18 protein-coding genes and 2 pseudogenes are annotated in these 19,271 nt (G+C 38.8%); 10 read left to right on the top strand and 10 right to left on the bottom strand.

Annotation, left to right across the window (positions count from 1 at the left end; genetic code table 11):
- The first annotated feature begins 972 nt into the window (after positions 1-972).
- From FTU92_RS12040 to FTU92_RS12025, 4 genes are all read left to right on the top strand, one after another.
- On the top strand, positions 973-1,311 hold the full coding sequence (locus tag FTU92_RS12040) for a hypothetical protein (protein ID WP_114237945.1): 339 nt from the start codon (positions 973-975) through the stop codon (positions 1,309-1,311).
- A gap of 136 nt (positions 1,312-1,447) precedes the next feature.
- Positions 1,448-2,248: a DUF2310 family Zn-ribbon-containing protein gene (locus tag FTU92_RS12035; RefSeq protein WP_114237944.1), complete on the top strand. Its 801-nt coding sequence runs from the start codon at positions 1,448-1,450 to the stop codon at positions 2,246-2,248.
- A gap of 241 nt (positions 2,249-2,489) precedes the next feature.
- A complete protein-coding gene (locus FTU92_RS12030) occupies positions 2,490-3,194 on the top strand; it encodes an IS6-like element IS1008 family transposase (RefSeq protein WP_043963410.1) in 705 nt (234 codons plus the stop codon).
- 100 nt (positions 3,195-3,294) lie between these two features.
- Complete coding sequence (locus FTU92_RS12025; protein ID WP_180009768.1) at positions 3,295-3,792, top strand: hypothetical protein; 498 nt, start codon at positions 3,295-3,297, stop codon at positions 3,790-3,792.
- Between the two features lie 226 nt (positions 3,793-4,018).
- Here the strand turns inward: FTU92_RS12025 and FTU92_RS12020 are convergent, their stop codons facing one another.
- The 6 genes from FTU92_RS12020 to FTU92_RS11995 form a co-directional block, all read right to left on the bottom strand.
- Positions 4,019-4,594, bottom strand: coding sequence for a recombinase family protein (locus FTU92_RS12020; RefSeq protein ID WP_075316580.1), 576 nt, complete (start codon positions 4,592-4,594; stop codon positions 4,019-4,021).
- A 186-nt stretch (positions 4,595-4,780) separates the two neighbouring features.
- Positions 4,781-5,680 carry a cation diffusion facilitator family transporter gene (locus tag FTU92_RS12015; protein ID WP_005028603.1) on the bottom strand — a complete coding sequence of 300 codons (900 nt, stop codon included), beginning with the start codon at positions 5,678-5,680 and terminating at the stop codon, positions 4,781-4,783.
- Between the two features lie 86 nt (positions 5,681-5,766).
- A complete protein-coding gene (locus tag FTU92_RS12010) occupies positions 5,767-8,907 on the bottom strand; it encodes an efflux RND transporter permease subunit (RefSeq protein WP_179994455.1) in 3,141 nt (1,046 codons plus the stop codon).
- Positions 8,897-10,126, bottom strand: coding sequence for an efflux RND transporter periplasmic adaptor subunit (locus FTU92_RS12005; RefSeq protein ID WP_016658777.1), 1,230 nt, complete (start codon positions 10,124-10,126; stop codon positions 8,897-8,899). The genes FTU92_RS12010 and FTU92_RS12005 overlap by 11 nt, the downstream gene beginning before the upstream one ends.
- Position 10,127: 1 nt before the next feature.
- Positions 10,128-11,453, bottom strand: a complete 1,326-nt coding sequence (locus FTU92_RS12000) for a TolC family protein (RefSeq protein WP_035269736.1) — start codon at positions 11,451-11,453, stop codon at positions 10,128-10,130.
- 48 nt (positions 11,454-11,501) lie between these two features.
- On the bottom strand, positions 11,502-11,915 hold the full coding sequence (locus FTU92_RS11995; RefSeq protein WP_225530251.1) for a cation efflux protein, CzcI-like: 414 nt from the start codon (positions 11,913-11,915) through the stop codon (positions 11,502-11,504).
- 1,033 nt (positions 11,916-12,948) lie between these two features.
- Here FTU92_RS11995 and FTU92_RS11990 point away from each other — a divergent pair.
- The 5 genes and pseudogenes from FTU92_RS11990 to FTU92_RS11970 all read left to right on the top strand — a co-directional run bounded on the left by FTU92_RS11990 (position 12,949) and on the right by FTU92_RS11970 (position 16,777).
- Positions 12,949-14,814: a copper resistance system multicopper oxidase gene (locus tag FTU92_RS11990; protein ID WP_104988058.1), complete on the top strand. Its 1,866-nt coding sequence runs from the start codon at positions 12,949-12,951 to the stop codon at positions 14,812-14,814.
- Entirely contained in the window at positions 14,801-15,139 is a 339-nt protein-coding gene (locus tag FTU92_RS11985) for a hypothetical protein (RefSeq protein ID WP_004897649.1), read from the top strand. Before FTU92_RS11990 ends, FTU92_RS11985 begins: the two co-directional genes overlap by 14 nt.
- Positions 15,126-16,070 carry a copper resistance protein B gene (locus FTU92_RS11980; RefSeq protein WP_154320112.1) on the top strand — a complete coding sequence of 315 codons (945 nt, stop codon included), beginning with the start codon at positions 15,126-15,128 and terminating at the stop codon, positions 16,068-16,070. Before FTU92_RS11985 ends, FTU92_RS11980 begins: the two co-directional genes overlap by 14 nt.
- A gap of 179 nt (positions 16,071-16,249) precedes the next feature.
- The gene (locus FTU92_RS11975) at positions 16,250-16,495 is read left to right on the top strand and encodes a type II toxin-antitoxin system RelB/DinJ family antitoxin (protein WP_000246755.1); all 246 of its coding nucleotides are present in this window, start codon (positions 16,250-16,252) and stop codon (positions 16,493-16,495) included.
- Positions 16,485-16,777 (top strand): annotated as a pseudogene (locus tag FTU92_RS11970) (type II toxin-antitoxin system RelE/ParE family toxin). Before FTU92_RS11975 ends, FTU92_RS11970 begins: the two are co-directional and overlap by 11 nt.
- 127 nt (positions 16,778-16,904) lie before the next feature.
- Here FTU92_RS11970 and FTU92_RS11965 read toward each other — a convergent pair.
- The 4 genes from FTU92_RS11965 to FTU92_RS11950 all read right to left on the bottom strand — a co-directional run bounded on the left by FTU92_RS11965 (position 16,905) and on the right by FTU92_RS11950 (position 18,926).
- The gene (locus FTU92_RS11965; protein WP_016658833.1) at positions 16,905-17,234 is read right to left on the bottom strand and encodes a four-helix bundle copper-binding protein; all 330 of its coding nucleotides are present in this window, start codon (positions 17,232-17,234) and stop codon (positions 16,905-16,907) included.
- Between the two features lie 720 nt (positions 17,235-17,954).
- Positions 17,955-18,269: a hypothetical protein gene (locus FTU92_RS11960; protein ID WP_104505826.1), complete on the bottom strand. Its 315-nt coding sequence runs from the start codon at positions 18,267-18,269 to the stop codon at positions 17,955-17,957.
- Positions 18,270-18,307: 38 nt separating this feature from the next.
- Complete coding sequence (locus FTU92_RS11955) at positions 18,308-18,622, bottom strand: DNA-binding transcriptional regulator (protein WP_104505827.1); 315 nt, start codon at positions 18,620-18,622, stop codon at positions 18,308-18,310.
- Positions 18,603-18,926, bottom strand: coding sequence for a transcriptional regulator (locus FTU92_RS11950; RefSeq protein WP_104505828.1), 324 nt, complete (start codon positions 18,924-18,926; stop codon positions 18,603-18,605). The genes FTU92_RS11955 and FTU92_RS11950 overlap by 20 nt, the downstream gene beginning before the upstream one ends.
- Positions 18,927-19,014: 88 nt before the next feature.
- On the opposite strand from FTU92_RS11950, the pseudogene FTU92_RS11945 reads away from it, so the two are divergent.
- Positions 19,015-19,110, top strand: a pseudogene (locus FTU92_RS11945) (transposase domain-containing protein); the annotation flags it as partial.
- Positions 19,111-19,271 lie beyond the last annotated feature (161 nt).

Here is a 19,271-nt window from a genome sequence, read left to right as displayed (position 1 = left end):
GAGTTCTATTCAGTGAAAAACTGCTATATTAGGGGTCAGCACAGAAAACGGAAATTATAGGGCGGTAAGTACATTTATTTACTTCTATGTAGTTGTTATTTAAGAACTTCGTTAAAAATCTTTCAATTAAATTGCATGTTGCCAATCTCTAGCAGACAGGCAAAGCATAAAAATATAAATCTTTGATTTTAATAAATTAATTAGTCGACAAAATTCCTTGTCGTACTATTTTCTCCAAATTCTGGGGTAACCCCTATCAAATCAAAAACTCGATGATATGCGTCATTTAGTTGATCAAATACCTTCTTACGGCAGTCAATCTATACCTAAAATAAACGATCCTAGTTGGGAGGGGTTATTAGATGATCGGAGAATATCTTGGAATATGAACGACATCACCATAATAGAAAGGCTAGTACTTATTTATTATACTTTTAGTATGAAGGTTCTTAGTGTTTTCAATCAAGAATTTGCAGAGAGAGGAGTTTCTTTTTCATACTCTGATTAGTATGCCTATGGCAAACCAATTTCACTGCTTCGGTACCCTAGTGAGGACTAGAACCTTAGGCTGTAGGCTAATGATATTGGTATATTGAGTTATTTAGGTAGTCGCGGTGTACTTCATGGTGTATAGAAAGTTAGTTTTTCGAGCTAATAAAGCCATTTTGACAAAATTTAAGAAGTATTTTAGAAAACTAGATAGTTACACAGAATTTAGGGTAGTCTCAAAATGAAAGTTATAACTAATGGTTCTTTAACATCTTCTAATTCCTTTGGTGAAAAATAAGATTCCATTTTATGCTTAACTCTCAACTTTTTTTCGCTAAATCATTTATTTTACGAAGGTTAGACTTTCAATATTAAACTTACAATTCTTGTAATACAGCCATTCCAATAGGCTTAAGAAGTTGAGAGTGGCATTTCTTGCATAGAATTATTTTGTATTAAATAAAATAACTAAAGGTTTGGCTCGTGAAGATCTCAATAAGAAAACTGTATGTAATTAGCTTAAGTGCATTAATTACTGTGGCTTGTTCCAGTCAAAGTGAATCAGAAGGGATGCTAATTATAAATAACAAAACCTCCGAAGATATAACTAAGGTTAATTTAACTTATAAAACCACTAATAAATCAGAAAATATAGGTAATTTATCTCCTAATCAATCATTTAAGTATCCTATAAAATATTCTGACACCGAAGACTCTATAGTAATTACATATACTGATAGTAATAATACAGTGCATAAGGATGTAGCTGTTCCTTATTTCGGTAAATATGATAAGAAAAATTATAGTTATAATATCAAGTAGTTTAAGTATTATTAATATTTAGAGTGTACGGCATTGACGGTATAGGTTAAATTGACACTACAAGACAGCACTTTAACCAATTTCAACAGCAACATCCCCAAATATATTTAATATAAATTAAGCATGAGATATAAAAATGCACGCCTTTGATATTATCATACCCCAATATACAGGTATCGCTGAAGATGATGATAGCCACGACCATGATGTATTTTGTTATTTAGGAAATTTAGAAGGCAACGGACAAATATTACCCCGTAACCATCATTTAGCTGTTAGCCAAAATGATATTACTCGCGTGACTGTGGTGTGTCCTGAAATGGATGCCCTTGACCGTAAAAATATGAACAGCTATGCCCAAGAAATGCACAATAAAATCGAACAGTTAGCAGGTAAACCCATTCAAACCTTGTATATCGGAGAAGACCATGACTATCCTCTTCCCCGTTATGCCGTACCAACGCAATCTGAATTTTACATGTTGCGTTGGGGCTGGAGTTCGCCTTTACTAGATGGAGTAACCTTACAAGGCATTCCTCTATATAAAATCCCATATACCCAACCTGATCACCCTTGTTATGATAATGTGTGGTCATGGTATCGTCAGGCTGAAGCGTTATATCGTTTGTGGCTTGGTTCTCAACCAGTAAGTGAAGCCTTTGCCTTAGAGCAAATGCAAAATCCCAATTCTGAGCATAGCAAAATAGGTCGAGAATTGTGCCGTATCATTGAACAAAGCACAGGTGTACCCACCTATTATTTTCTAATGAATTACCGTGATTGGACACAGGCAGAAGATATGGAACAAAAATGTCCACTGACAGGGCAGGATTGGCTATTGCCTGCCAATACCTATCACTATATTGATTTTAAATGCGATGAGAGTCGTTTGGTGAGTGAGTTGAGTCAAAATTGGTCGGATGAAAGCGAGGACTGACCGAATGAAAAATTATTTGTGGTAAGCTCATAAAGCCTATCAAGCATAGAGATAAAAATAACACCCAAACTATCTGTAACCAACCGTGAATCGTCTCGATATTTTCGGAGAGTGTTTTACTGGAATCAGGTACAGGACAAGTTTATTTTCAGTATACCCTAGCGGAACCACCTAAAAAGGCACTGTTGCAAATAGGCTGACATGATAAGCTAAATATCTTATTTATTTCGAGATACAGCAGATGAATCCCTTCCACGGTCGGCACTTTCAAGGTGAAATCATTCTTTGGGCTGTTCGTTGGTATTGTAAATATGGCATCAGCTATCGTGAACTTCAAGAAATGCTCGCTGAACGAGGCATAAATGTGGATCACAGTACAATTTATCGTTGGGTTCAGCGTTATGCTCCAGAAATGGAAAAACGGTTACGCTGGTATTGGCGTAACCCTACAGATTTACATTCATGGCATATGGATGAGACTTATATCAAAGTGAAGGGGCGATGGACTTACCTGTATCGTGCAGTTGATCAACGTGGTCATACGATTGACTTTTACCTTTCCGCTAGACGGAACAGTAAATCAGCCTATTGTTTTTTAGGAAAGATCTTCAATACGGTGAAAAAATGGCAAATTCCACGGGTCATCAATACAGATAAAGCAGCGACCTATGGCCATGCTTTATCACGGTTAAAGCGAGAAGGAAAATGTCCAGTAGATATTGAGCACAGGCAGATTAAGTATAAAAATAATGTCATTGAATGTGATCATGGTAAGTTAAAGCGAATCATCAGGGCCACATTAGGATTCAAATCTATGAAGACTGCTTATGCCACAATTAAAGGTATTGAAGTCATGCGTGCACTACGTAAAGGACAAGCATCGTCATTTTATTATGGTCAGCCTCAGGGTGAAGTGTGTCTAATCAACAGGGTTTTCGGTCTCTAAGCACTTTTTAAAGGGAACATCATCGACTCAAATCTCTATTTGCAACAGTGCCAAATATGGTACATTTCACGCAACTACTTTCCCAATACAAGTCTTTAAAATGAATCGTTTTATAATTTTTTTGTTTCTTACTTTTATAATTAATACAAGCTTTGCTCAAATCGTAGAAATCCCTAAATTCTCAGACTATCCCGCTCGAATTTATACAGGTCCCACTTCTGCACCAAAATTAACAACGCCATATCATAAAAATTACAAAACACGTCTAACTAACTCTTCTAAAGAAGATATTAACTTTGCTGGCGAATATGTTCTGAGTGTATGGGGATGTGGTACGAGTTGTCGTGTATATACTTTTATCAATAAAAGAACAGGTGCCATTCTTGATACACCATTTGGTGGTGAAGGCGGTGAAAATATTGTCAGCATTAGAGCAAATAGCAAGGTAATCATAACAACAGAAGAGCTCTACACAAATGACTACGATTCTCTCGGCTATATGGCATATTATTATGTATTAGAGTCAGGACGTTTTAAAAAGGTAGCCCAACTTCCAATTTCTGAAGATCTTTATCAAGAAACCCGTTATAACTACTAATATTCCAACACCTAGCTAATATTATTTTAAACTTAATCTTTAAAAGTTATAACAATAAATCAGCCCGTATTTTACAGGCTGATTTTTAGCTATTTCTTCAATAGTTTTTACCAACTTCTCAGCTCTTTCAATAAGAACCTCCTCAGCAATATAATTATTTTTACTTGAACCGTACCGGGTCAGTGTTCCACAGTTTTCATAAGATAAATAATTATAGTCGCCAATTTCAACTGAGTTCCTCTCCGGCTTTTAAATAGCGGTATACCGCTTGGCGGCTAATTCCAAATGCCTGGCCTAATGCCATTTTTGAAGGATACTGCCCTTCCTTCCATGCTTGTCGCAAAGCTTCAGCTTTATCAGGCTTCAATTTATGTACCCGGCCTTTGTACTTCCCTTGAACAGAGGCGAGTTTAATTCCTTCCTTTTGCCTTTCCAGAATGATTTCACGTTCAAATTGCGCAAAAGCACCCATCAGTTGCAGCATCAAATTATCCATCGGCGTGGATTGGGCAGTAAAAGTAATATTCTCTTTTACAAACTGGATAGCGATCCCTCTTTTGACCAGTTTATCTACTTCAGTGACCAAATCTTTTAGACTTCGTGCAAAACGATCCATGGAATGTACAATCACCCTGTCCCCTTCCCGGACATAGTTCAACATTTCTTGAAATTTCGGTCGGTCGGTATTTTTACCCGAAGCACGGTCAACAAAAATCCGGTCGACTTCAATTCCCTCAAGTTGACGCCCTGTATTTTGCTCGACCGAACTCACTCGCACATAACCTACTTTTTGGCCTTTCACTCTTTCACGCCCCAATTAGATAAAAATGAACAATTTCGTAAATTATAAATCTTAAATATCAAAGTTACATGTTATATATGGTTAAAAATCATTTAAATGTTACATAGTTTTAAGAACTTTTATATTGTTACTTTAGGGTATACTTTAAAGTTACACAAAACATCTATATGAAGACTAAAGTCCAAATTAGTGTTTATGTTGGTTCAATGTATTACATTTCGTATTTTCTATTTGTAACGTAATTTCAGTAATATTATGATTATGTTTTAGAACTTCTAAGGCCTTTTGATAGAGTTGATCTGTATTGCTATTCGGAGCAACCAAATGAGCAGTTAAATGAATATTTCTTGAGGATATAGCCCAGACTTTCAACTGATGAATCCCTTCAACGCCCTCTAGCTTCAATAAATCATTTCTTAACGACTCAATATCAATCTCATCAGGAACTCCTTCAAGCAGAATATGAATACTTTGTTTTAATAAAATCCAAGTTCGAGGTAAGACCCAGAAGCCAATTAACACAGCGATTACGGTATCAACCCACATCCACTGGGTAAAATAAATAACTATTCCTCCGATAATCACGCCTATCGATCCTAGAGCATCACTAAGAACTTCTAAATATGCACCTTTTATATTTAGACTTCCTTCAGCACTAGCAGAAAGGATTTTCATTGAAATCAAATTTATGACCAAACCAATGACCGCGACAATCATCATTCCAACACTTTGAATTTCAGCAGGATTCGTAAAACGTTGATAAGCTTCATATACAATATATATTGCTACCACAAAAAGCATCACCGCATTAAACAGAGCCGCTAAAATTTCAAATCGCTGATAGCCAAAAGTTCTTTTATCATCTGCGGCTTTTTTACCAATTTTGATAGCGGCAAGAGCAATAGCTAAAGCGGCTACATCAGTAAACATATGAGCTGCATCAGATAACAAAGCCAAACTTTGGGTAATAAAAGCAGCGACAACTTCTACTATTAAAAAAGTAGTCGTTAAACCTAAGGCAACCATTAACTTCTTACTATTTTCTTCAGTAACAACCGCATGGCTATGATCATGATGTTCTGACATAAAATATTTTCCTTATTCTATTTATGATGAGCAGAGATATTGGATAACAGCCAATATCTCTGCTGTAAATCGACTAATCTATTGGATTAAGAAACTTTCTTTTCATTTATCCAACGATAAAGCACGGGTAACAGCACCAAAGTTAGTAATGTTGAAGAGATAATCCCGCCAATCACTACGGTTGCCAGTGGCCGTTGAACCTCAGCCCCTGTTCCGGTTGCCAGCGCCATTGGTACAAAACCCAGTGAAGCCACACAAGCTGTCATCAACACTGGTCTTAAGCGCAAAATAGCCCCTTGCCACACGGCTTTATGCACTGGATATTTGTCCCTTAATTCCTTAATAAAGGTCAGCATTACCAGTCCATTGAGGACTGCAACACCAGATAAGGCAATAAAGCCAATTCCAGCTGACATCGATAATGGAATATCCCTTAGCCAAAGGAACAGCACACCACCGGTCAAGGCAAAGGGTACCCCGGTAAAGACCAATAGACTTTCTTTGACATTGTGAAAGACCGCCATCAGTAAAATAAAGATAGTGATTAAAGCCAGTGGAATCACGATTTGCATCCGTGCTTTGGCTGAAGCCAAATTTTCAAACTGACCGCCATATTCTATCCAATAACCACTTGGCAAAGTGTATGCTTTGAGCTGTGTCTGTACATCAGAAACAAAAGACCCTAAATCACGCCCTTCAACATTCGTTGTAACCACAACTCGGCGTTTACCATTTTCTCGACTGACTTGGTTGATTCCTTCAATGGTCGAGACTTGCGCGACATCCGACAATAAAATACTGCCACCATTTGGAAGCTGAATAGGTAACTGGGAAACAGATGCGACACTACGGTCTTGCTCTCCAAGACGGATAACAAAATCAAAACGACGATCGCCTTCTAAAATCTCTCCCACGCTTTGTCCACCAATACTGGTTGCCACAAGGTCTTGAATTGAACGCACACTCAAACCATATTGTGCAGCCAAAGTTTTATTTACCTCGACATTCAGTAATGGCAAACCTGAGGTCTGCTCAACTTTCACGGCACTGCTACCCGATATTTGCTGAATGATTTTGGAGATTTTAGTCGCCTCAGTATTGAGGACATTCATATCATCACCGAAGATTTTCACACCAACATCACTACGCACACCTGAGATCAATTCATTAAATCGGAGTTCAATCGGTTGTGAAAATTCACTATTATTGCCTGGAATCGTGGCTAAATACGTCACCATACGGCCACGTAATTCATCTAAACTTTCTTTAGGATTTGGCCATTCTGAACGAGGCTTTAACATGATATAGCCATCTGAAATATTGGGTGGCATGACATCTGTTGCAACCTCGGCTGTACCCGTTCTGGCAAATACTGCCTTAATTTCAGGGAAACTCTTTAAAAGAAGTTTTTCAGTATTCTCCTGAATACGTAAAGACTCTTCTAAGCCTGTACTTGGTGAACGTAACTGTTGTACCGCAAAGTCTCCTTCACTGAGCTGTGGTGCAAATTCACTGCCGAGTTTGGTACTGATAAATCCCGTAATCACTAATACACACAGTGCAAAAGTCAGCACAACTGCTTTGTATTGATACGAAATATCAAGAGTTTGCTGATATTTAGCTTTTAGCCATAACATCCAACGACTTTCTTTTTCTTGAATATCGCCTTTGACCCACAATGCCACAGCAGCAGGCACAAAGGTGATCGATAAAATAATGGCTGCAACAAGGGCGAGTACCACTGTCAATGCCATCGGATGGAACATTTTTGCTTCCACACCACTTAAAGCAAAAATCGGCAAATACACCACCAAAATAATAAGCTGACCAAAAATAAGAGGACGACGTGCTTGGCGGGCAGCCAGAAAAACTTCCTTAAAGCGTTCACTTTGTGTGAGAGGTCGTTTTAACAGTTGCTGTGTATGGGCTAAACGCCGGATACAGTTTTCGACAATCACCACAGCACCATCGACAATGATGCCGAAATCGAGTGCACCTAAACTCATCAGATTGGCACTGATATTTTTCTGTGCCATCCCGGTTAAGGTAAACAGCATAGAGAGTGGAATGACACAGGCAGTAATCAAGGCAGCACGGATATTCCCTAAAAACAGGAACAGAATGATGATGACCAGGATTGCTCCCTCTACCAAGTTTTTCTGAACGGTTTTAATCGCCTTCTCAACCAAGGTAGTACGGTCGTACACCGTTTCAATCACTACCCCTTTAGGCAAACTATTCTGAATATCTTGAAGCTTGGCATCCACAGCTTTAGAAACAGTCCGGCTATTTCCACCCATCGCCATCATGGCAATCCCTAAAACGGTTTCTTTGCCGTTATAGGTTGCCCCACCGGTTCTTAAATCATGCCCAATAGAGACTTGCGCAATATCACCAACCCGAATTGGGCTGCCATTTGGGCTACCCAGCATGGTGTTCTCAATATCAGAAAGCCCATTGAATGTACCCGGTACACGTACCGTCAATTGCTGACCATTGTCTTCAATATAACCTGCACCTCGGTTCTCATTATTTTGCGCTAAAGCCTGTTGCAGTTGTTCTAATGAGATATTCAGTTGCTGCATCCGGTTTAAATCGGGAGAGACCACATAGGTTTTTTCAAAACCACCAATACTGTTGACCTCTGCAACTCCCTTAACACGTTGCAGTTGAGGACGCACAATCCAGTCCTGAATCTCACGCAAATCCATCGGCGTGTATGCAGTTCCATCCGGCTTTTTCGCATTCGGATCTGCCTTCAGTACCCATTGATAAATCTCACCGAGACCCGTAGAAACGGGGGACATCGTCGGTGCGATTTGTGCAGGCAACTCAGATTGCGCCTCCTGTATCCGTTGGTTAATCTGCTGACGGGCCCAATAAATATCAGTCCCATCTTTAAAGACAATGGTGACTTGAGAGAGTCCATAACGGGATATGGAACGGGTAAGCTCCAGATCCGGAATGCCAGCCATGGCATTTTCAATGGGATAGGTAATCCGCTGTTCGACTTCAAGCGCAGTAAAACCCTTGGCTTGAGTATTAATCTGGACTTGGGTATTGGTAATATCGGGTACAGCATCAATCGGGAGTTTCTGATAGCTATACACCCCGACCGCAATCCAGGTACAGACAAAGAGCAACACCCAAATCGCATTTTGTATGGAAAACTGAATGATTCGTTCGAATAAACCTTCTGGTTTTGGCAGATCAGAATTAATGTTCATGGCCTGCCTCGTCTTTTTCTAATTCAGATTTCAACAAGAAACTGCCTTGAGCGATATACTTCTGCCCTTCAGTCAGCCCAGAAATCACTTCAAGCCATTGTCCATCACTTGAAGCCTGCCCCAATTGCACTTTCTGTGCTTTTAAGTGGACTTGACCTTTTTGTTCTGAATCTACGATGAAAATACTGTCTTCACCTTCAATACTTTGCAGCGCAGACTTTTGAATCCGAAGGGCTGATTTTGCTGTAGCTTCCGGAATCAACACTCTCACTAACACATTAGAACGCAACTCAGTAGCTTGCGCATCGAGTTTTGCGCGCACCACCAGACGCCCTGTTTGTACATCTGCCTGAGAGGTTAAGCTTTGTACAGTAGCTTTATAGATTTGATCTGAATCATTCACTTTAAAGTCAATTTTTTGCCCGGCTTGCAGTTGACCTGAGAATTGATTCGGCAAATTAAACTCAAGCCATAAATCTTTCAGCTGTTCAATGACAAAGAGCTGATTAGCCAGTTGCACATTTTCACCGACCACAATATCTTTTTGACTGATCACCCCAGAGATCGGTGCTTTAATCAGAAAACGCCCATTGTTATTGCCACTTGCACCTAATGCATTTAAACGTGCTTGTGAGGACTGGACAGTAATCTGCGCTTGACGGTAGGCATTTTCGGCACGCTGGTAATCCTGTTTGGCAGAAATCCCCTGTGACCAGAGTTGCTGTTCGCGCTGGTAATCTTTACGGGCCAAATCCAGATTCACCTGTGCCATACGCAGATTTGCCTGTTGGTCGATCAGTTCAGGCACGATTAGTACAGCCAGCGTTTGTCCTTTTTGCACGCTCTGTCCTAAAGCCACATTGACCTGCTCGACATGACCACTAAAATTAGGCGATATATGCGCTTGTTGATCGGTATTCACCACCAATTTACCTGGCAGGGTTGTCAGCTTTTCAACCAATCCTGTGGATGCAACAGCAACTTTTAAACCTTGTTCAACCATTTGTTGGCTGGTCAGTTGTATTTCGCCTTCTTCAGCATGTCCTTCTTCAGAACTATCTTCATCAGAATGTTCGGCATTTCCCTCATCATGACCATGCCCCTCAGATTCAGTTTTTTTTGAACTTAACCAAATAACCAGACTGACCAAGACCGTAATCAGAATCAAAATTGCAATCATGAGAGACTGGGATATTTTTCCGTTTTGCTTGGCGTTCATTTTATCGTGCTCCCCCATTGATTAAATTTTGCGATGCTTCGACTGCCTTTTTATTCAGTTGTGTATAGGCATCCGAACGGCTAATTTCTTCATAACTTGTGCCAATACTGAGTGCCTCAGCTGCGAGGGCAGTTTGCCAAGCTTGACGTAGAATTTGTAATTGACCCAATCGAAGATTCTGCAGTTGGGTGGTTGCTTGCTGAACGTCGGTAATGGACAGTTTCCCTGCCTGAAACCCTTGTAAAGTACGGCTCTGAACTTTGGTCGCCAAAGTAACTTGTGCTGTTGTGGCATCGAACTGGCTACGTAAACCTTTGAGCTGATGCATGCTGTTGGCAATATTGAGTATTTGTTGCTTCAGCTCACGCTGCTGCTGTTGGTTCAGCAATATTTGCTGTTGCTGGACCATCGGGATCGCATATTGCTGGCGGTTGAAAATATTCAGTGGAATAGCCACGCCGATTGCCAAAGTCGTATCGTTGCTTTCATTAGGGGTTTTGCTACGTTTCATGCCTACATTTAAAGTCGGATTGGGACGTGCCTGAATTCTTAAATTTTCAATTTGATGATCCGATTGCTGAATGTTCAAGGCATAGAATTTTTCTAGCCACCCTTCAGCAATATACCGTTGCACAGTTTGGAGACTTTGCTCTGGCCAAGGGATAGCGGTTTTATTCAATTGAAGATGTGAAGATGTTTCTCCCCCCCACAAATTAGACAGCTGACGACCGGCAGCTTGTTTATTCAGCATCGCTTGCTGATAAAGTCGTTGGATTTCTAGCGCTTCAATTTGGGTACGCTCAAAATCAACCAGGGCAATACTGCCTGCCTGATAGCGTTTCTGGGCACTGTCCAGATTGGCTTTACTTGTTTTTAACTGTACTGAATAAGCAGACTGCTCAACCTCAGCAAGTGCAAATTGCGACCATGCAAATTTAACAATCAGTTGGCTTTGTGCCTTCCATAATTGCTGTTGCAATTGGATTTGTTGATTCGAGGTATTGGCAATCACCCGGTTCAGCTTACGCTGACCAAATAGATCTAGAGGTTGACTAACGCCAACATTGAATTCCTGTTCTTGACCTGAGCCAAAGCCAGACTGTTCTAAACTTATACTTGGATTCTGCCATAACCGACTTTGCTGAATATTCAATTCAGATATTTGCTGAACTTGTTGCCACAGCTTGTCTTGAGTCTGGTAACTTTGTACTTTTGCTAAAGCGGATTCAAAGCTGGTAACGTTTTCAGCATAGCTATATTGCATAGCCGCTGCACATATACAAGCAACCAAGCTATGACGCAAGAGTATAATTGATTGTGAAGACATGATTTTTCCCACTTATTTAAATAATAAAAGTGGTGGGAATGTTTTAGGCTACCCCACCATGAGCGGGGAAAATTCGGGAGGTGGGCTTTGTTGAAACAGGTCAGGAGCCTGATAGCTGTTTTTCCAATGAAATTGTGGATTCACTTTAACTTCAGAGCTTGGATGAAACACATCTACTTTTTCATTTTGTACAATCAAATGCGTCATCGATGGTAGATGATCTTGATGATCTTCACCGATTTCTAAATCGCTACTGAATGTTTTTATGTTTTCTGACTGTCCATTATGATCGTGTTGACGACTATCGCTGGCACACAAGGTATTTTGGTGATGACCAAAATGATAACTCTGCTGTGATTGAGGCTGTTGTTCATGGACACAAAAGGCCGCCGCCACATTCCAAAAGCTTTGGAACATGAACAATCCAACCAAGACTGTAATCCATGTAGTAGAACGCATCATCATAACAATCGAAAAATTTGTACCAAGTATAAGGCTTAGAGCCACTCCAAGGTCAAGCTTAATAAATTAAATTAAACATTCAATGAACACTGAATAGCCGGCACTTTTGCAAATTTACCTTGTCTCTATAAGCTCACATCAATTTCAGGTAAGAATAACAATAGATAGTGAACCGTACCGGGTTTGTCGGAGACTTTTTATTTAAGTTAGGCCACCGGTAATCCTCCCATAAATAACCGAAGTTAAAAGTAGAGGTACACATAAGTTAAAATTTTATAGAATTGCTTGAGTTCAAAATCTCTAATTAGCATGTATTGAAAACATGAATATTTATCTAAAAAGAGAACTATTTAACATCATGGCTGTTATACGCAATAAAAAAACCTGGGCACCAACCCAGGTCTAAAATTTAAAAAACAGATAAATATCAGTGCAATAAACTCATTTTTCTAATTTCGCATAACGTGTATTATGTTAATTTTAGAGAAACTACTAAATTATATTGGGTTGTAAATATTTGAAATTCCGTTAAGATATTTTGGATTAAATTCTATTCCTAGATAGCATTCGTGTTGACTCATCTCTCCAAAAAACTTTGGTTTTGTTTTCTTATGGTTTTTGCCATAGGATGGAGTAGTGTGTCTGTTGCATCAGTAAAGATAATGCATATCAATATGCAAACTGAAATGAGCCAAGATCATTGTTTAGATCAAGCACAGCAAGTCACTCAACATGGTATTAATCACGAAGTACAGACGAATACCGATTGCCATAATCATTTAGCTCTTAATCAGAATATAGATCACAAAAAGTGTCAGGAATGTTCTAGCTTATCCTGCCAGACACAGATCTCATGTCTTCATTCTTTGCAAAGCTCGCTAGATCCCCTAGATACCTTCTATTCTATAGATCAGCCTAATTTTTATTACCCCAACCAATATCTAAATGGGTATTGGCAAGAAATTTCACGTCCTCCTAAAACTTAACCATTTTTTTTAAAATTTATTTATTTTTCAAAAATTAAGGTTAAGTTATGTCTCATAAAATTAGTTCGTACCTATTAGCAGGTATTTGTTTTGCATCGTCGCCTTTGGTTTTTGCCGAAGTGCGTGAATATCAGCTTGTTATTGATGAAGCAGTGGTCAGCCCAACTGGAAAGCCTGTAAAGCGCATTACCGTAAATGGTCAATTTCCTGCGCCTTTGCTTGAGTTTGAAGAGGGTGATGAAGCCATCATTCGCGTGAAAAATAATTTAAAAAACCAAGATTCTTCTATTCATTGGCACGGACTGTTGTTGCCGGGCATTATGGATGGTGTACCGGGATTTAATGGTTTTAACGGTATTAAGCCTCAAAGCGAGTATGTTTATAAATTCAAGATTCGCCAAAGCGGGACTTATTGGTATCACGCTCATTCTAAAGGACAGGAACAGGACGGCTTATATGGTTCTTTTGTGATTTATCCAAAAGGTAAAACACCATTGGCAGCACATGAAAAAGCTGAACGTGACTATGTGGTGATGTTGTCAGATTTTCATGAAAAAACCAGTGATCAAATTCAGAAAGATCTTAAAATTTCAGCTGAATATTATCAAGATCAGCGTGAAACCTTGGGTGATGTTTGGAAGCAGGTTAAACGTGATGGCATAAAAGCGACATGGTCTGACCGCAAAATGTGGAATCAGATGCGTATGCTAAAAACCGACATGTCGGATGTTACAGGTTATACCTTCCTCATTAATGGCAAAACACCTGAACAAAATTGGACAGGAATGTTTAAACCGAATGAAAAAATTCGCCTACGTTTTGTGAATGCATCTGCGATGTCTTTCTACGATGTCCGTATTCCTAACTTGAAAATGACTGTGGTCAGTGCTGATGGTCAGCCTGTAAAACCTGTTGCTGTGGATGAGTTTCGTATTGGCACAGCTGAAACTTATGATGTGATTGTGGAGCCAAAAGGCGGACATTATCAAATTGAAGCTGAGTCAATTGACCGTTCAGGCTATGCGATTGGTACACTGCACAATGAACTAAATCCTATGACACATGGCATTCATATGCCTGCACCACGTCCACGCTCACTTTTGACCATGGAAGATATGGGACATGGTGGTGGTGATCATGCAGGAATGGATCATTCGAAAATGAACCACGGCAATATGCAAGGCATGGATCACTCGAAAATGGATCATTCAAAAATGAACCATGGCGATATGCAAGGCATGGATCACTCGAAAATGGATCATTCAAAAATGAACCATGGCGATATGCAAGGCATGGATCACTCGAAAATGGATCATTCACAGCATGGCACAGCAAAACCACAAGAAAATGATCAAGTGGTTTATGGTTGGGCAAATGCATCTACACCTGCGGGCAATAAAGCCTTGCAATATAGTGATTTAAAATCTTTAGAACCGCAAAAAGATACTCGTGAAGCTAGCAGTGAATTAGTAGTGCGTTTGGGCGGTACTATGGAGCGTTATATTTGGACGATTAACGGTAAAAAATTCAGCGATGCTGAGCCATTAAAAGTGAAGTATGGCGAGCGTATCCGTATCAAATTTATTAATGACAGTATGATGGCGCACCCCATGCATTTACATGGCATGTTTATGCAGTTGGAGAATGGTCAAGAGTCGGTAGATATGCCGAATAAACACACATTGATTGTACCACCGGGTAAAACAGTCACTGCTTTATTAACTGCGGATGAGTTGGGCGAATGGGCAATCCATTGTCATTTGTTGTATCACATGAGTGCAGGAATGATGAACAAGTTGATCGTGGCAAATGTTAGCGATGAACAAGTGTCTACAACGCCAATTCAAGGTACAAATTCGACTCAAACTCACCAAGTAACTGAGCAAAAAGGAGCTGGACATGCACATCACTAATTTTGTATTTAAAGCGTTTTTTTCTGTTGCGGTATTGAGTTTAACAAGCTTAAGTTTGGCGCACGAAGGGCATCATTCAACTGCTCAGACTGATGGAAAAAATGTACCATCAATGAATCATCAAGCGATGTCTGAGATGGATCATTCACAGCATTCTCCACAAGAGCATGCACAACACATGCAGATGATGGGGAAAATGAATCATGCTGCACATTCAGCACCGATGAACCATCAACATGCAGGTCATCAGCCAATGCATCACAAATCAACAGAGAAACAGCAAGATCAAAAAGTACAGAAAGGAGATCAACATGCGCACCATTAATCTTTTTTCTAAAACTGTTTTAGCAAGCTCTTTGTTGATGGTCAGTGCAGTGAGTTTGGCACATAATGGTGAAGATCATAGTGCGCCTGAAAAAATGACAGTTGCTACATCTTCTAGTCAAAATCAGCCGATGCAAATGGATCGCTCTCAAATGAACCATAGCCAAATGAATCAGGCACAACATCAGGCAACATCTACGGTTAATCATTTACATCATGTACCAGATGCGAATGCTCAGCAGAGTTCGCATTATGATCATCGCTCAGAACACGGTGCGCAAATTTATGCGATTACGACAGTGGACAATAAGTGGCTTGTCAATGAAGATGGCACAGGTGATTTAAAGTCAGAGTTTGAAACCCGTATTGGCACAGATGAAAATAAGCTTTTTATTAAAATTCATGCCGATAAAGAAGAATCGCATGATGCACATTATGATGCCAAACTTTTATATAGCCGTATGATTTCAGACTTTTGGGATGCACAGATTGGTGCACGTTATCGTAGTGAAAAAGTTGAACTCAATGATCATCGCAAAGACACCGAAGAAAATGTTGATGCGGTGATTGGCTTACATGGTATGGCGCCATATTTCTTTGAAACTGATGCTTATCTCTATGCGGGAGAAGACAATTATGCGGGCTTTAGCCTAGAAACGGAACGTGATTTTCTGATTACGCAAAAGTTGATTATTCAACCTTATTTAGAGTTGGATGCTATCTTTAGTGATGACTCTAAATATGCGAAAAAAACTGGTTTAAGCAGTGCAACCGCAGGGTTTGAAACTCGCTATGAAATCAGTAAAAAGATCATGCCTTATATCGACATTGCCTATGAGTATTCAAAAGGTAATGATGAAACGTCGTGGCAAATAGAATCAAACTCTGAGAAAGGTTGGTTATATGGAGCTGGTGTTAGATTTAGATTTTAATTAATTTAATGATTACTAAATAGCTTTATTTAAATAAAACTCTAGCTTAATGTGGCCGGAAGCAAAATGTTAACTTATTTTGCTTCCTTCCATTTAACATAATGGCTGTTATGCGAAGTCGACTTGTAATGCAATTTGCATTACAATATTCCTAGTACATTAAATACTTGGGAAATATGATGGCTACTGTTAACTTCAGGATCGATGAAGCCCTTAAAGAAAAATCTTATTCAATCCTTAAAGAGCAAGGTATTGCACCTACTGATTTCTTCACTAGTATTCTTGAGTATGTTGCTACGACTGGGAAACTGCCTGTCAAAAAAGCTTTGCTTTCGGAAGAAGATGAAGAATTATTAGCTCTTGTCCGTAAGCGCATTAATGATCCTAAAGAGATGTTTGAGGAAGTCACATTAGATGACTTATAAGCTTTTACGTCACAAGGACTTTACAGCAGAATGGGAAAACTCCCTGTTGCTATACGAGATCAATTTAAAAAGAAACTAGCCAAAGTCATAGAGCAGCCACATATTCCAAAGAATATGCTTAGAGGCGATCTTGCAGGTTGCTATAAAATCAAATTATTAAAAGCTGGTGTCCGACTTGTCTATCAAGTTAAAGATGATCAGGTAGTTATCCTGCTCATTACCGTCGGAAAACGAGCTGATAGCATAGTTTATGACGAAGCGAAAAAGCGAATTAAAGACTAAAAATGGGAGCTTAAAGCTCCCATTTTTGGCTTCGTATAAGGTGTATTATGTTAATTTTAGGAAAGGCTCTAGACTAGCAGAATGATTATGTTAGTCTAGAGCATATAATTAACATTATTGAAGTATTTTACATGGCAATTTTTCGACATTCTTCTGCACACTGACGGCAAGCCTCAGCACATTTTTTACAATGATCATGTGAATGTTTTTCACACTCTTCCGCACAATATTCACAGATCTTAGCACAAAGCTCACAAATCTCTTTGAGGAAAGGTGAGTTATGTTGTTGCATACGCACACATAACTGACAAATATCTGCACATTCTAGACAACGTTGAATACATTCACGCATCATCTCTAAATCTTTTTCTTTTAAACAAGAAGTTGCACATTCAGTACAAATAAGTGAACAGTTTGTACATGCAGAAATACACTTTGAAAATTCCGTATTAATCATTTTTTACTCTCAACTTATATAATCAAAGAAATAATTAAAACATAATTTTTTTCTACTAATTATTTTAAATTATTAGTAAATGTAATACATAATGTTAATTTATATGAATAATGTTAATTTTAACTAAATCTTATTTATATTCCAAATTATTAAAAAACAGTTTTTAATTAGGATAGATGATCAAGTATCAAAAGCAGCTATTCTTAAAATAACTGCAATAATTTTATCACTTTAAAAATAGATTTTCCCTCTATTTAACATAATGGCGGTTATACGAAGTACACTTGTATATTAATATAAATATCAATCACTTGAAAATTTAGCCATGACTAAGAAAAAGCAAAAAATCGGCTTTTGTAATAAGTTGGTGAGTTTTTAAGCAGATCTGTAATATTTTGCCAGTAAATTTGATTAAAAAACGATCAATTTGGCAATCAGTGCCCATTTCATCGGCTTTCAGGATCCGAAACTATCCCCAATGGCTGTGGATAAAATTTAGGCTATTTTGTACGCCCTGGCGCACAACAATCTCGGCTCTTTGCGGCTACCAGGAACAGTGGAATTTTCCTATGATGAACTCATCAGGAACAGGAAGTTCCAAACAACAAGAATAAGAAAGATCGCACCAGGAGCGTGAGGTAAGACAGGAGTCATACCTAGCAACCCAATATGAGAAACCCCGGCAGGATGCTGGGGTTTTTTATTGTCTGCATTTAAGGTCTAATCAGTCTTAGCCAATTCATTTTGGTTGATAAGTTTAATCAGCGCATTTTGAACAAACTCATCAAGTTCAATCCCTTTTTCTTTTATGATGGTTTCTATCTTTGCTAGCGTTTCACTTTCTAATTCGAACTCGATTTCTGCTGATGTTTCCATGAGTAAATCATAGTTATTTTCGACTATCTTTTTAAAGGTTTCTTCTAGATCTTTTGTTGATGGAATATTGAAAGATAAGCGTAATGAGCTATTGATAATTTCAATATGGGTATACCCTAAATATTCAGTACTTTTTCCCACAAATCCTAAGTGCTTCATAAAAAACCTTAAATAAATATAGTAGAGAGCTGTCTAAATTAAGCCAGACTCTCTTTTACAAATTTTGGATCAACAATAAATAATCGAATAAGGGATGTTGCTGCTCCTGATGGTCTTCTCGCACCTTGTTCCCATGATTCAAGAGTACGTCTTGATACGCCAAGAATCTTAGCAAACTGATCTTGTGTTAGTTGAGCCTTTCTACGAGCTAACGCTACATCTGTCTCAGTGATTACGGTTCTTTTCGCTGCATTACTAGTAAGCATATCGTCGATGCCTTGTAATATTTCAGCTTCAATATCCCTAGTTGCTTCAAAAGCCTCAAGTTCTTTTTCAGTCATTAAACGAGTCATTTAGTTTCTCCACTAATGCTTGAAGAGTCTTCTTACTAAGCTGTACAGTTTGCTTTTTACTGTACAAGGTTAATAACCAAATCTCTCCATTTGCTAAACGATTAAAGTAGATGACTCTGACACCACCACTTTTACCTCTACCACCGCTAGTCCATCTAATCTTACGAATACCACCTGCATTAGGCTCTACATCTCCTGCTTCAGGATTTAATGCTAAGAATGTTTTGAATTCCTCATATTCTTCCTGAGTCCAATAAACAAGACAGTATTTAGTAAATAATGGAGTCTCACATATTGTATACATTGATTGCATTCATACTACCTTGTAGTAGTTTATTTTATACTACTTTGTGGTATTTTTAAATGATAATTCTTAGTTCTCAGGATTAAATGCCTATTTAAGTGATGTGCTGAAAAGGTTGCCGACACATAAAGTGACTCAGATTGAAGAATTGCTACCACACCGCTGGAAACCTGAACCGAATTAAAAAATAGGCATGGGGTTCAGCGGACGCTTACGTTCTGTTATTCCCAAGTAGAAATGTCCTACCTAATAACCAAATAGAAATGTCCTATATGGACATTTCCAAGTCAAGCACAGGATTTAGATTTCGTTGTTCAATCGCTGTTTTCTGTGCACGTCTGCTTG

The sequence above is a fragment of the Acinetobacter sp. YH12205 genome, from assembly GCF_013418125.1.
In the GTDB taxonomy this organism is placed as follows: domain Bacteria; phylum Pseudomonadota; class Gammaproteobacteria; order Pseudomonadales; family Moraxellaceae; genus Acinetobacter; species Acinetobacter towneri.
The sequence above is the reverse complement of the archived record's forward strand: the minus strand, read 5'-3'. Positions and strand labels throughout refer to the sequence as shown.